At 45.9% G+C, this 14,154-nt stretch carries 15 protein-coding genes and 1 pseudogene; 7 read left to right on the top strand and 9 right to left on the bottom strand.

Annotated features, from left to right (window positions below; genetic code table 11):
• Positions 1-656: 656 nt before the first annotated feature.
• Genes DWY93_RS14390 through DWY93_RS14400 form a run of 3 tightly spaced genes read right to left on the bottom strand, consistent with a single transcriptional unit; the run spans position 657 to position 2,348 of the window.
• Positions 657-1,298, bottom strand: coding sequence for a sigma-70 family RNA polymerase sigma factor (locus DWY93_RS14390; RefSeq protein WP_177610473.1), 642 nt, complete (start codon positions 1,296-1,298; stop codon positions 657-659).
• Complete coding sequence (locus tag DWY93_RS14395) at positions 1,285-2,124, bottom strand: helix-turn-helix transcriptional regulator (RefSeq protein ID WP_117470675.1); 840 nt, start codon at positions 2,122-2,124, stop codon at positions 1,285-1,287. The genes DWY93_RS14390 and DWY93_RS14395 overlap by 14 nt, the downstream gene beginning before the upstream one ends.
• Positions 2,125-2,150: 26 nt before the next feature.
• Positions 2,151-2,348: a helix-turn-helix domain-containing protein gene (locus tag DWY93_RS14400; RefSeq protein WP_117470674.1), complete on the bottom strand. Its 198-nt coding sequence runs from the start codon at positions 2,346-2,348 to the stop codon at positions 2,151-2,153.
• A 229-nt stretch (positions 2,349-2,577) separates the two neighbouring features.
• On the opposite strand from DWY93_RS14400, the gene DWY93_RS14405 reads away from it, so the two are divergent.
• The 7 genes from DWY93_RS14405 to DWY93_RS14435 all read left to right on the top strand — a co-directional run bounded on the left by DWY93_RS14405 (position 2,578) and on the right by DWY93_RS14435 (position 10,008).
• A complete protein-coding gene (locus DWY93_RS14405) occupies positions 2,578-3,210 on the top strand; it encodes a CHC2 zinc finger domain-containing protein (RefSeq protein ID WP_117470673.1) in 633 nt (210 codons plus the stop codon).
• On the top strand, positions 3,176-4,495 hold the full coding sequence (locus tag DWY93_RS14410; protein ID WP_242990665.1) for a phage/plasmid primase, P4 family: 1,320 nt from the start codon (positions 3,176-3,178) through the stop codon (positions 4,493-4,495). Before DWY93_RS14405 ends, DWY93_RS14410 begins: the two co-directional genes overlap by 35 nt.
• Before the next feature lie 440 nt (positions 4,496-4,935).
• Complete coding sequence (locus tag DWY93_RS14415) at positions 4,936-5,151, top strand: LLM class flavin-dependent oxidoreductase (protein WP_117470672.1); 216 nt, start codon at positions 4,936-4,938, stop codon at positions 5,149-5,151.
• Positions 5,151-6,131, top strand: a complete 981-nt coding sequence (gene mobV, locus DWY93_RS14420) for a MobV family relaxase (RefSeq protein WP_117470671.1) — start codon at positions 5,151-5,153, stop codon at positions 6,129-6,131. Before DWY93_RS14415 ends, mobV begins: the two co-directional genes overlap by 1 nt.
• The gene (locus DWY93_RS14425) at positions 6,124-6,315 is read left to right on the top strand and encodes a hypothetical protein (protein ID WP_117470730.1); all 192 of its coding nucleotides are present in this window, start codon (positions 6,124-6,126) and stop codon (positions 6,313-6,315) included. The genes mobV and DWY93_RS14425 overlap by 8 nt, the downstream gene beginning before the upstream one ends.
• 103 nt (positions 6,316-6,418) lie before the next feature.
• Entirely contained in the window at positions 6,419-8,095 is a 1,677-nt protein-coding gene (locus DWY93_RS14430) for a recombinase family protein (RefSeq protein WP_117470670.1), read from the top strand.
• A 281-nt stretch (positions 8,096-8,376) separates the two neighbouring features.
• Positions 8,377-10,008 (top strand): hypothetical protein, encoded by a 1,632-nt coding sequence (locus DWY93_RS14435; protein ID WP_117470669.1) that lies wholly within the window; start codon positions 8,377-8,379, stop codon positions 10,006-10,008.
• Between the two features lie 62 nt (positions 10,009-10,070).
• On the opposite strand, the gene DWY93_RS14440 is transcribed toward DWY93_RS14435, so the two are convergent.
• From DWY93_RS14440 to DWY93_RS14465, 6 genes and pseudogenes are all read right to left on the bottom strand, one after another.
• Positions 10,071-10,982 (bottom strand): recombinase family protein, encoded by a 912-nt coding sequence (locus tag DWY93_RS14440; RefSeq protein ID WP_242990667.1) that lies wholly within the window; start codon positions 10,980-10,982, stop codon positions 10,071-10,073.
• Entirely contained in the window at positions 10,983-11,828 is an 846-nt protein-coding gene (locus DWY93_RS14445) for a phage tail tape measure protein (protein WP_278286488.1), read from the bottom strand. It abuts the gene before it with no gap.
• Between the two features lie 135 nt (positions 11,829-11,963).
• Positions 11,964-12,374: a TIGR04076 family protein gene (locus DWY93_RS14450; protein WP_117470668.1), complete on the bottom strand. Its 411-nt coding sequence runs from the start codon at positions 12,372-12,374 to the stop codon at positions 11,964-11,966.
• A gap of 53 nt (positions 12,375-12,427) precedes the next feature.
• Positions 12,428-12,709 (bottom strand): type II toxin-antitoxin system YafQ family toxin, encoded by a 282-nt coding sequence (locus DWY93_RS14455; RefSeq protein WP_117470667.1) that lies wholly within the window; start codon positions 12,707-12,709, stop codon positions 12,428-12,430.
• The gene (locus tag DWY93_RS14460; protein WP_117470666.1) at positions 12,706-12,978 is read right to left on the bottom strand and encodes a type II toxin-antitoxin system RelB/DinJ family antitoxin; all 273 of its coding nucleotides are present in this window, start codon (positions 12,976-12,978) and stop codon (positions 12,706-12,708) included. The genes DWY93_RS14455 and DWY93_RS14460 overlap by 4 nt, the downstream gene beginning before the upstream one ends.
• Before the next feature lie 180 nt (positions 12,979-13,158).
• Positions 13,159-14,067: pseudogene (locus tag DWY93_RS14465) on the bottom strand (hypothetical protein); the annotation flags it as partial.
• Between the last annotated feature and the right edge of the window lie 87 nt (positions 14,068-14,154).

A 14,154-nucleotide genomic window follows, 5' to 3' on the forward strand; every position in this document is an offset into this window, starting at 1 on the left:
ACCCTAATACACCGGGGTTACACGCTGTTCACTACACTTTTATTGGAATTTTTTGAAAAATATTTTTGAGATAGCAGACCAGGTACTATCAACAAAAAGTCCGCTATTGTTTTTCTGCCGCAGCAGCGTGACGAGGAAATTTTCTGTGTTGGCAAACACGGAATTTTTGCTCGGCACCCCACGGCACAGGTTGAGATTTTTGCAAAGCCTCTGCAAAAATGAATGTCGTGTGCTGTGGCATTTTCGAGAAAAGGTCCGACATGGTAAAACGCAGTTTTTTCAATGTGGGTACCATTTGTGAGAAAATGATGGGGGTATCCAAAGGGGTGAAATCCCTTGGCTCTGGGTTTCCAATAGGGGTGAGCAGCATCCCTATTGGCACACGATTTTGCTTGCAAAGTCTAGTGTGTTATACCTTTGGCGACCGCTGACGCTGGAAAGGGGCTGTCCCACGCCAGACAGACACTTTTCGGCGGAAGCAGAACAGGCGGATTTTGTGGGCTGAAAGGAACACAAAACGAAGGATTTAGCATGAGCAAAATCCGCCTGTTCGTGTGTAGTTGGCATAGGAAATCTTGAAGCTGTGCGGAAAGATTTTCTGTGACAACGGGGGCGCAAGAGGTATATAAAACCCGCCGCAGCGTCTGTTCCCCTCGTTAGTGAAACCACCACGGCAGTTCCAACCATACGTTATCCAACGCCAGCCTCTCCGTGGATTTCGCTCTGCTCTCTGACAGGAAGAAATGCTCCGCTGTCTCCGTCAAAGGATGCTCTATATTGTCCTCAAATCCGAAACGGTACAACAGATATTCACGCTCTCGATTGCTGATTGCATCAAGGGCGGCGTGAAGTTCTTCGTGCGTTTCCTTTGCAATATAAATCTGTGCGGGATTGGTCATATTGGAATCGGGGACAAAGGCATGACGATCCCGATTTTCAAATTTCGTCACCTCATCCAGACTGACGATCTCGCCCATGTGCTTTGCTTCAAAGGATGTACTCTGACTTCGGATGTAGTCGATCATGGAATTGCGAATTGCCGGAGCTGCGTAAGTCAGAAATTTGTTGCCGCCATCGGGATTGAATTTCTCCACGCATCCCATCAGTCCCAGACAGCCTTCCTGCACAAGATCGTCAAAGGTAACACCGAGTGCCCGATTGACTTCTATCTGTGCGCTCCATATTTCATGCGCCGTCATTTTGATAAAACGCAGATTGTTTTCCACAAGACTGTTCAGCGCATCCATGTTCCCGTTCTGCGCCAGCGCACACAGTTTTTCGTTATCAACTGCCGTCATGTTCATCTTCTGTTGGCTTGACCGTGAGCAGTCCGATCAATGCCTGATTGAATTGTTTTAATGCTTCGGGGTCAACACCCTCCATGCCGCTGACGCTGCCCGTGATCGCTTCGGCAACCATTTCGGGCGTGATATTCGGCTTTGTCACATCCTGCCCCTTTGTCAGCTCTGCGTACATATGCTGTGCCGCTTCTTTGCTCATGGCTTGTGCGTCTGAGACATTGGAGCCGATCTCCTTCTTGATTTCTTTCAACACATTCATAAAGGTGTTCTGAATAGCAGTAAGATCAGCTTGATACATCGGCATCCTTGAAACGCTGACAGTCTTTGCGGCTTCTGTAATGGCTTCTCTATCTTCGGGATGCTGCTTTGCTTCTCCCATCAACAGCGCACTCAATGTGGCATACATCTGATTCTGTGCGGCATATCCGGCAGCAAGGGTATCATCAAAATAATGTGCGATCATATTGGTCATTGCGGCGAAGTTTTTGTTTTCCAGTAAGCGATTGACAACCTCAGCATTGACCTTTCCTGTGTAGAGATTTTTTGCCGCCTGTACCGACAAGCCGAGTTCGGCTATATCGTAATTCATGCGGTCGGGAATATCGGTAACGCCGAGCAGGAAGTCGGTGGATACCTCAAATTCCTTTGCGATCTTTTTGATATTCTCGTCACCGAGTTTGCCTGTTGCATTGCTGATAAATCTGCTGAGTGTGCTGACATCCATTCCAATTTTTGCGGCAAGCTCACTCTGCGTGATCTTACGTTCTTTCATCAAATCCTGCAAACGCTCTCTGATGTTGCCGGATAAGTATTTGCGCTCCATGCTCTGCGCCCCCTTTCCTATTGGCATCAATCTTTTGTTTTTGACTTGATATATTTTCCGCTCTTGACTCTTGCATCGGCGGGCTTCTCTGCATTTTCGGGGATAATCCATCGTCCACCCGCCCTCTGTGCGCCGGGGATGCGGTTTTCATTGCAGAGGATACCGACACGGCGGTGGGAAATGCCCCATTTTTCTGCAACCTCAAAGGTAGAAAGATATTTCATCGGTATTACCCTCCATTCCTGTACTACTTTATATTATATACCACAAGTGGAATAAAATCAATATCATAACTGTGAACAATCGCCGTCCTGCGTTTTGCATTTTTGCAAAATTGCAGGGCGGCTTTTTTGTTTTCCTGCATTTGTGCGTGATTTTTCGGTCTATAGACATTTTCTCCGTATATTCAAGCAGACGAACAAAATCGTCGAGAAAAATTTATGGAGGAATGCGATGAACATTTATGAAAGCATCAAGGCGGCAATCAGCGTAAAGCAATCCGCCGAACACTACGGGCTGAAAGTGAGCCGCAACGGCATGGCTTGCTGCCCGTTCCACAATGACAGGCATCCGAGCTTGAAGCTGAACGAGGAATATTTCTTCTGCTTCGGCTGCGGAGCCAAGGGGGATGTGATCGACTTCGTGGCAAGGCTCTTTGATCTGAGCAGCTACGAAGCGGCGCAAAGACTGGCTGCGGACTTCGGTATCAGCACCGAGCCGGGACAGCCTGTGGCAGTTCCCCACAAGTTAAAGCATCCCTATATCCGTCAGTTCCGGGAGGACGAAATGCTGTGCTTCCGAGTGCTGACGGATTATTTGCATCTGCTGGAAGATTGGAAAGTGTGGTATGCACCGAAAACGCCGGATGATGCTCTGGATGATCGCTTTGTGGAAGCCTGCCAGATGATTGATTATATCGAATATCTGGCAGATATTTTGACCGTAGGTGATCTGGAAGAACGTGTTGCCGTGGTGGACGAGCTGATGAAAAATGGCAAGATCACGTTCCTACAGGACTACACCACAAGAAAGAAAAAGGAGGATATGCGCCATGAGCGAAGAAATGATGCAGACCTCGCCCTTTGAGTGTCCGGCGTGGTTTGACGGAAAGAAAATCAATGAAACTGTATTCTGTGAAGAATTTCTCCGTGATTATCCGATGGTCACGGTGAACGATGCTTTTTTCACGGTCAATGGCAGAGTACACGATGAAAACCGCTTGAAAAAGGTCATCTATGACCGCATCAAGTATTATGTGACCAGCGGCGTTGCAAAGAAAGTCACCAATCTGCTGGATGTCATGCGTATGGAGTGCTGCACCGCAAAGCTATCTCTGTACCAAGACCGTATCCATGTGGCGAACGGCACGTACTATCTGAACGGCACATTCAGTCCCGAAAAGGATTTCTGCCGCAACCGTCTGCCCGTTGCCTATAATCCCGATGCTCCGCAGCCTGTGACATGGCTGCATTTTTTATCCCAACTTTTAGAGCCGGAGGACATTCTGACCTTGCAGGAGTTTATGGGATATTGCTTTATCCCCTCCACCAAGGGACAGAAGATGCTCCTGCTGATCGGTAAGGGCGGCGAGGGGAAAAGCCGCATCGGTATCGTCCTTCGTGCGCTGCTTGGCAGCAACATGAACACAGGCAGTATCGCAAAGGTGGAGACAAGTCCCTTTGCTCGTGCAGATTTGGAACATGAACTTGTGATGCTGGACGATGATATGAAACTGGAAGCTCTCCCCCAGACCAACAACATCAAGGCGATTATCACAGCGGAGCTGCCGATGGATTTGGAGAAAAAGGGACAGCAGAGCTATCAAGGTGATTTGTATGTACGCTTCATCGGCTTGGGTAACGGTGTCCTGCAATCTCTCTATGACCGCAGCGTTGGTTTTTTCCGCAGACAGATCATCCTCTCCACCAAGGAGAAAGACCCGAACAGAAAGGACGATCCCTATATCGCTGAAAAGATGTGCGCCGAAGCGGAGGGCATCTTCCTGTGGGCGTTGGAGGGCTTGCACCGTTTGATCGACAACGATTACAAGTTTACGGTCAGCCAGTCGGCACAGGACAACATGGACGCTGCCGTATCGGACGGAAACAACATCATCGAGTTTTTAAGCTCCGAGGGGTATATCCGCTTCAAGGCAGATTATGAGGTCAGCTCCAAAGACCTGTACGCCGTTTACAAGCTGTGGTGTGATGATAACGCTTTGAGCAGCCTTTCCCAAAAGAGTTTCTGCTCGTTTCTCAAACAGAATGAGAGTCGGTACAACATCGAGTACACCAATAAGGTCAATATCGGCGGCGGGAGGTATGCCAGAGGATTTGTCGGCATCGAGCTTCTGCAAAGACCATTTCTGTAAAAATGATATTGACCCGAAAATACGTGTACCATCCGTACCAAGTGTACCACGGTACAGCAAGTACACTTGGTACACGTACTTTTCAGTCCGTTTCACTATTATTTTTCAATGCTGTTGGCGGATGCCCTGTTTTTGGGCATTGAAAATCAATGGTAATGAAAACAGGAAAGATTTTGACCGCAGAACAAAACCATTTCACGAAATCGTGCTTCTCTGAACAATGTATCCCGCTTACGGAACAATAGGTATTTTCTCTGTTCCAGAGCAAATCACACGGAACAGTAAAGTGGGATATGGTCATATATGGGCAGGACATCACAAGCAAAATTCTGAACGGATTTCAGAGATTGCAGATTTTCACTAATCGGTGAAGTGGGTATGCCGTAGAGCGTACCGTTTTCGCCGCATTACAAACAAAATTTATGGAGGATTTTATCAATATGAATGTACGCAACGAAATAAAGGCACAGATCATCCGTACCGGAATGACTATGCAGGAAGTTGTTGACCTGCTCTCGGACGAGTACGGATGGAGCGACAGCGTTTCCAATCTGTCCGCAAAACTACAGAGAGAAAGTATCCGATACAAGGAAGTCGTGGAGCTTGCCGATGTGCTGGGCTACGACATCGTATGGCAGAAAAGGAGGGGCAAATAATGGCAAATGCACAGTACGCTATTTTAAGATTTGCGAAATACAAGGGACCGGAGATCAGCGGCATTGAAGCTCATAACGAGCGCACCAAGGAGAAATACGCAAGCAATCCAGACATTGACCCGTCCCGTACACACTTGAATTTCCATCTTATCAAGCCCGAAAGGAAGTACAGAGCTGAATCCGAGTGTCAGATTGCAGAAGCCGGATGCCGCACACGCTCGGACAGCGTTCGTGTGGTGGAAGCTCTCATAACCGCTACGCCGGAGTTTTTCAAGGGAAAGAAACGAGCTGAAATCCGTGAGTTCTTCAATGAAGCGTTGGAGTTCATCAAGCAGAATCAAGCTCCCGAAACGATCATATCCGCTGTGGTGCATCTGGACGAGAAATCGCCCCATATGCACCTTTGCTTTGTACCTCTGACGGAGGATAAAAGGTTGTGTGCCAAGGAGATTTTAGGGAACAAAAAGAAGCTGACACAGTGGCAGGACAAGTATTGGGAACACATGGTAAAGAAATATCCCGATCTGGAACGTGGCGAAAGTGCCAGCGAGACCGGGCGTGACCACATCCCCACAAGGGTATTCAAACAGATGGCACGTCTGAACAAGCAGCATGACAAGCTGGCAGAACTGCTCTCCGATATGAAGTTCACGAACTACAAGGAGCGTTCGGCACAGATTGCGGCGTTTCTTGAAAAGTATATCCCCGATGTTGCCGCTATGGAAACGCAGATGAAGAAATACAAAAAGTTCTTCAAAACAGCGGACGGCAAACAGAAAGCGTTGGAAAAGAAAAATGACGAGCTGACCGCCGCTCTGGAAAAGAGCGAGAAAGAAAGCACCGTCAAGAAGTTGCAGGAAATGCGGCTGCATAGCGATTATGAGCGCATCAAGGGCATTCTTGACCGCATCCCGCCGGAGATCATTCGAGCATATACACATCGTGACAGCAAAACGCAGGAGGTACGCCATTATAGATAACAGAAAAAAGGATGAATGGAGCGGCTTTGCCGATTTACTTGCCAACTTAATAGAGAAATATGCGGCGGTTCTGGATATTGAAAATCTTCCGGAGCCGCCGATTTGTTTGGACAGCGAGAAAAAAGAAATTGTAAACAATTCCAAACTTTTTGAGGAATCTATTGAAAAAACGGACATTGCATGATATAATATACGTGTGATAAGTGTCCAAACCTACTCTGAGAGTGATTTCGGAGTAGGGGTTACATAACGGTGCTGCATACGGCGGCACGAATGAGGATAACGATATGAAAAAAGACAAGATAAAAGTATATATTTACACGAGAGTATCCACCACGATACAGGTGGATGGATACTCTCTGGATGCTCAGAAAGCCAGAATGAAAGCATTTGCCGAGTACAATGACTATAAGATTGTCGGTGAGTATGAGGATGCCGGTAAATCCGGTAAGTCCATCGAGGGCAGATTAGAGTTTAACCGCATGATGGAGGACATCAAATCCGGCAAGGACGGTGTTTCCTATGTGCTGGTGTTCAAGCTCTCCCGTTTCGGCAGAAATGCGGCAGATGTGCTGTCCACCTTGCAGGTTATGCAGGATTTCGGTGTCAATCTGATCTGTGTTGAGGATGGTATTGATTCCTCCAAGGATGCAGGAAAACTGATGATCTCCGTTCTGTCAGCGGTTGCCGAGATCGAGCGTGAGAATATCCGTGTTCAGACGATGGAGGGCAGAATCCAGAAAGCCCGTGAGGGCAAATGGAACGGCGGCTTTGCTCCTTATGGATATACGCTTGAAAAAGGCAAGCTGTATGTGAATGAGGAAGAAGCAGAAGCAATCCGCATCATCTTTGACAAGTACGTGCATACCGACATGGGCGCAAACGGTCTTGCCCGATACCTCGCCAATCATGGCATTGGAAAAATCCAAAGACAGAACGGCAAGAATCCTCTGTTTGATGCGGCGCTTATCCGCAGGATACTGAAAAATCCTGTTTACTGCGGCAAGATCGCCTATGGCAGACGCAGGACGGAAAAGGTGCATGGCACAAGAAACGATTACCGTCTTATTGAACAGGACAACTATCTGTTGGTCGATGGTCTGCACGAAGCACTTGTTTCCGAAGAACTCTGGCATGATGCACAGGTGAAATTGGTTGCCCAGGCAAAGAAATACGAGAAGGTCAACCATGGTAAGGATAACAAGGTGCATCTGCTGACAGGCTTGCTCAAATGCCCGATCTGCGGAGCCGGTATGTACGGCAATAAGAGTGTCAAGCACAAGGCAGACGGCACGAAGTACAAGGATTTCTACTACTACGGCTGCAAACACCGCACCATGACCCGTGGTCACAAGTGCGACTATAAGAAGCAAATCCACGAAGAACTCTTGGAAACCGCTGTCGCAGAGGTGATTACCAAGTTGGTCAGCAATCCGAAGTTTGCCGCTTTGATGCAGCAGAAAATCAGCATGAAAGTGGATACTTCCGCTATCGAACAGGAGATTGCAAACTACGAAAAACAGCTTCGCCAGAGCTATTCCATCAAGTCCCGATTGATAGAGGAAATTGATACACTTGACCCCGATGATAAACATTACATCAAACGCAAGGCAGACCTTGATGATCGTCTTTACAAGATGTATGATAAAATCGAGGATACGGAGTCTCTGCTGATTGAAGCCAGAGCAAAGAAAATGGCAATCGAAGCTGAAAAGCTGACTGCCGATAATATCTACAAAGTTTTGATTTACTTTGATAAGCTGTACGCCGTGATGGATGAACAGGAACGCCGACAGCTTATGGAGTCGCTGATCTCCGAAATCCATATCTTTGAGGAACGGAAGCCGAACGGACAATGGCTGAAATCCATCAAATTCAAGCTCCCGATCATAGAGGAAGATATGGAAATAAGTTTGGACAACGATACACAAGTTGAGTCGGTTGTCTTGGTGTCAAGGAAATAAAATCAAGTGCCAGAAAGCGGCGTATTTCCGGGCTTTTTCGGAAGTTGGGATGTAAGCCCCGACATCTGAAAAAGCTCGGTTATTTTATATGGAAACATATCTACCGAAAAATCTGTGTCAGGTTGTGACCTCGGATTAGATGTCACGATTTGAGGCAGTGGATTAGATGTCAGGCATTTTGGGATGGTTTTTGGAAAAAAGAAAGGATTGACAACCAATCCGGCAACTCGACCAGTTTTGGTGTTTGCAGGCAGTGGATTAGATGTTGAGGAGGTATTAATGTGAGTGATTCACAGATTACTATTTTTTATTCTTGGCAATCTGATTTGCCGGGAAGTGATACTAGAAATATAATTCAAGACAGTATCAAAGATGCAGTTCGTTTATTGCGAGACACAGTTGATATTGAAGCTGACCGTGACACAAAGGGAGAATTTGGTTCCCCGGACATAGCACAGACAATTTTTTCAAAGATTGACGATTGTGATATTTTCATTGCTGATGTTAGTGCGGTATGTCAATATGAGACAGTCGATAAAGATGGAAATAGTAAGATAAAATATATGCCAAATCCTAATGTAATGCTTGAATTAGGGTATGCCACGCATGTTTTAGGCTGGGATAGGGTAATATGTGTTTTAAACTCTGATTACGGTGCACCAGAAAACATGCCTTTTGACATTGCAAGTCGAAGATTGACTCCATTCTCATTAAAAGACGGAAAAAGTAAGGGAGAGGTAAGGCGGTATATAAAAGGGGTAATACAAGATACTGTTGAAAATATTTTAGTAAATGGAAAGCGTGTTAAAGCAGGATTCTCAGACTTACGTCTGGGTTGTTTTGTCGATGGTGCTGTTTTTAATTTGATTTGTCCGATTGAAGTATCAAGCTCAGTATCTTTTGTTAAGCATAAAACACAAATTTTAGAAGAGTCTTTGAAATTGGTAGAACAAATTAGGAGTAACAAAATTACAGAACCATCTGAACTCCAAAGCAAAGAAGAGGCAAATGATGAAGATGAGAAAAAAACAAGTGATGCTACTCCTATTATTAGAAATGATGGCTCAATTCTAACTCCAGTTACTAGCTCTTTTAAATTAAATCTTTTCAAGTTACAGAAAGTATGCATAAATGATGAGGATAGAGGTTCGATAACAGGTTTATGCAAAGAATATCTCGGAATAGATATATCTGAAGATACAGAATTTTTTAATATAGGAAACTTAGAAAGAAGATATGATTTGATGTCATCATATTCTTATGAAGGAACCAAAGAGGAAGAAGAAAAATATGATAGCATTATGATGCTTGAATATAATCTGCATCGTGTACAAATGATGGATTGGTACGTTACAACTTTTAACGGAATGCTTTTTATCCCACTTGCAATCGAAAATGCATCTAAAGTTTACGATGAGGATGTGGATGTGCACATTAAAATAAAAAAAGATGTCGCAGAAGCAATTATTCCCTCTAAGGAGCTTATAAATCCGGATATGCAAGGGTTAGAGGGTTTGATTTATGAAGAGGATGTTATTAAAGAACTTTTGATGATGCCTGAATCATCAGATATTTCCTATGATACCGATATATCATACACATTAGCAGATAGCTTGGCAGAAAGTCAGGCAGCAGTGAGAGCCCAGTTCAGTGGTGCTGGAATTAATGGAAATCCTCGATATAATTCGGATGACTATGGTAGGGAGATAACAAAATATATTGCAATGCCTAATGTCAAGGGAAACATTATCGAGTTTGAATTTTCTATAAGCTCGCTAAGGGCAAAAGAAATGAAATGGTTAGGACCAGCTTTATTACTTAATCCGTTAACAGATAGTTTCAATATTGAATATTCCATAAAATCAAAGCACTCAGATGGAGATTTGTCTGGAATAGTAACATACGCTAAATAGAAAATGCTCCACATCACCAGATGTATTCCAGTGGTGAGGGAGCCTTTTTGCGTCTATAAGCATTACCCTTCAATTTCAATTTTCAGTCCGGACTTAAGCTCCACAGTGAAGTGGTCCTCCCAGACGATGATTTGTGCAAGCCAGCGTTTTACTAGGGCCTCGTCGAAGGCTTCCAGGTGTGCGGTCTGCTGCTTGATGAAATCCTGCAGTTCATTGATGCGGGCAATCTGTGCGTCTCTGGTAGCAGTGTCAACAGTGCATTTTTCTCGCTGTTCCCGGAGTTTGAAGATCTCGTCGGCAATCTCATCATAGGCCTCTTTGTTATTGGCTTTTTTGAGAAGCTCTTTCTGGAGCTCCTGCAGTCTTTCGTCAATGCCATCAGCGGTATTTTGCTGAGCGCTTTGGATCACCTTTGCAATGTTTTGCTGGAGCTGCGCCTGGTAGGTGGACTTATCGCCAAGGAGCGTGTTAATCGCCTGAACTACCACATTCTCCAATACCGGCTCATTGACGGTTCTTGCGTGGCATTCCTGCCCGGTGGGTTCCAGCCTACTGATGCAGCGCCAGACGATGGATTTGCAGCCACGATTGTTCCAGTGAATTCTGCGGAACATTTCACCGCATTCGCCGCAAATGACAATCTGTGCAAAGCAGTGGTTGCAGCTGTAGGAGCGCTTTTTGCCATTAGCGCTTGTATTGACCACTCGCCTGCGTATCAGCTCTTCCTGTACCCGCAAGAAAATGTCCTTCGGAATGATTGCTTCGTGGTTGCCTTCCACATAGTATTGCGGAACGATGCCATTGTTCTTCACTCTGGTTTTATTCAGGAAGTCTGTGGTGTAGGTCTTCTGAAGAAGGGCATCACCGATGTATTTCTCGTTTCGGAGGATTTTGTTGGTGGTGCTGGTCCACCATTTTGTTTTGCCTGCACCGGTGAGAATGCCGTCTGATTCCAGTCCTTTCGCAATCGTCAATCATACGGTTAAAGCCCTCACGTTTTTTGTGTTGGTGCCGGAAATACCATCATCGGCGTAGATACGGTACCAGCAAGGTTCTTGATACGCTGCCAAAGTCCTGAACACATTTGTATTTGCGTTAGAGCTTGCCGCCGCAAGGTTCATGATACCTTCGATACCATCCAGCATGTCGGAGGTTTTCCATCCAGCCATCGCCATATAGTTCATGGCATCTGCAGCCTCGGATGCTGAAAACTTTGTTTTCGCACCCATCTCACGAGCCTTTGCGCGGAGCTTGTCGAAGTCCTCTCCGGTTGCACCAGACACGGAGGCCACCTGGCTCATAGAAGAATCAAAATCGGAGGCTGTTTTTACAGCAGCAACGCCAAGAGCTGTAACTGCAGCAGAGGCAGGAAGGAGCTTTTCACCGGCGGAGGAAACCTTATCGCCTGCAGACTTCAGGCCTTCACCAGCAGTAGCAATCTTCTGCATAGCAGTGGCAGACTGATTTGCCTGTGTCTCCAGCTTTTTGAGATCTTGCTCGGTTTCGATAATTTCCCTCTGCAGGGCATCGTACTGTTCTTTGGAAATGTCGCCATTCGCAAGTGCCTGATTTGCCTGCTCTGCAGAAGTCTTGAGAGTAGCGAGCTTTTCCTTTGTTTCACTGACGGCGCTGGAGAGGAGCTTCTGCTTCTGCGCAAGCAGCTCGGTGCTGCCTGGATCCAGTTTTAAGAGCTTTTCGACATCCTTGAGCTGACTCTGCGTATTCTTGATTTCTGCATTGACACCCTTTAAGGCACTCTGAAGCTTGGTAGTATCGCCGCCGATTTCGACCGTGATACCCTTGATTCTACTTCCCGCCATAGCGCACCTCCTCTCTGCAAAATGGGCATAAAAATTGCCTGGCATTGCTGCCGAGCATAAAGAAAGCACCGATCAGATTTCTCCGACCGATGCTAATAAACTGCTATTCTATTGAGATTTACAAACTGGAAGCTGTCAGCCTGTATAAGCATCATCTGCCGTGTTCTTAAAATTCTGCTTTTCCAACCATTGCTTCTCTTCTTCGTTTTCCGGAATATCAATCCGCTCTATTTTGAAGATAACAGGGCGCGTGCCGTCATTGCAACAGGTGATCATCATCCTGTCGTCATTTGTCCACTTACGCATAATGGAGCCACCTTGCAGCGCCGCATAGACATATCGGCTGATGGCATCCCATGCCTCGCCGCAGAATTTGCCGTTCATTAGATGGTAAAAGTCATCCTGCTCCGGCGTTCTTTTCAGGAGGAATGTATCTCTAGCCTTGAAGCAGGGACACGGACCTGATTTCGGATCAGCCAAATACTTTTCCTGCAATTCCGGAAATACCTTTGTCTCCAATACCGTTATTTTGCATTCGTAATTCATAAAAACCTCCTGAGTCTTCACTGTGTTGAGTTCATTTAATTCCGATTTTGGGATTATCTCTTAAACAGCTCAGAATGTGAACCAAGTCGGTAGAGCATTAAAACAAGCACATCTCCACGAATCTCATAAATGAGCAACCAGTCTGGTTCGATGTGACATTCGCGAGTACCTTTGTAGTTTCCTGTAAGGTCATGATCCCTGTATTTTGCATCCAGCGTACCGCCATTCGCCAGAATAGCGATTACCTCAAACAGCTTATCAAGATTTTTATTTTGCTTTTTGGCAAGCTTCAAATCCTTTTTAAACTGATTGGTAAATTGCACATCATATTTCATACTTCAAGTGCCGCTTTCAGCGCATCCATACTGGAATAACGCGGAGCAGAAGGATCCTTCATCATTTTTCTCCCATCCTCAATGGCAGCGGCTGTAGTATCATTCGGTACTTCCAGTTTTAATTCGAAAGGAATACCATGCTCACGGATAGCGGTTCTCAGGAACATATTTACAGCAGTTGTCATATTCAGACCAAGCTCATTGAAGATTTCCTCCGCCTGATCCTTGATTGCCTTGTCTGTACGAATATTTAAATTAGTTGTTGCCATACAGAACACCTCCATTCAAGCATAGTATATACGGAAATTCGGGCAATGTCAATACATTGTCATTGTGTGAGATGCATTTTGTTAAAATGCATCGAAATCCTTCTGCGTAGCGATCTGCGCATAGCCTTTGTACTCATCATTGCTGCTTTCTGCGTACATATCGTTCACCATCCCGATTGGGCCGATGCCTTCGTAGGTGATGCAGGTGCCGCCGAACTTGTTTGTACCGAGCTTTGGCTTCACATAGGCCAGGTTTCTGCCGGAAGGTAGTGTGATAAAAAGCATGCCGCTTCGGCAGGAGAAGGTAAGACCGTATTCGGTAGTCGTGTGCTTATATTTTACGGCTTCTGTGACAGCATGATCTACATCCCACCAGAATTGACCGGAGAATCTGCCGGTTCGATTGGCTCCGTAGAATTGGAACATGCCACGGGCACGCCCATCAGCGCATACGGTCTTTTCCATCGCCGGATATTTGCGGACAGAGGACTTGGCAAGCTGCTGTCTTAAGTTGAGAACCTGTGAGAGCTTTGGAGGAGCAGACTTTAGGAGCTCTGCCACAGCTTTCTTGCCAAGGGTATCTGTTTCCAAACCATTGTCAGAAAGCCAGGCCTTCATCTGCTGGACGGAGTTAGAATTGTCAAGTTCTGTGATTTTCTTCATGGTTTTGGTCAGCTTCGTTCTGGAGCGAGTATCCATTTCGATGGCAGCAGCAACAAGCTCCATGTCCAAACGTACACCACGGTCGTTGATTTCTTGGTCCATGTGGTATTCCTCCCAGACCTGAGCTGGCACCGGGAACTTTGCAAGTCTCTGCTGGATTCCCATTTCGGTCTCTACATCATGGATATTATATTTTTTGAACATGGCCCATTTGTCCGGAGTGTGGAAGGGACGATTCCTTGTACGCTGCCCATTGTTTTTTGTGGGAACACAAGGCTGGCAGAAGTATTTGATGAGGTCTTTTCCTTCTGTGAGCTTTTGCTTTTCAAGTCCAAGAACCGCTCCGACTCCTTCAAGGGATAAGGGGAGTCCCATCGTGGCAGCCCATACCATGGAGCAACGCCAGCTTTCCGGATCTAGATATTCTCCAGTCGGATAACCTAAGATGTGTTAATCAATGTATGTTACAATCTAATTTAACCTGTTGTGCTAGATAAAATAATATAAAGAAAC

This window comes from Clostridium sp. AF28-12, assembly GCF_003435225.1.
In the GTDB taxonomy this organism is placed as follows: Bacteria; Bacillota; Clostridia; order Lachnospirales; family Lachnospiraceae; genus Pilosibacter; species Pilosibacter fragilis.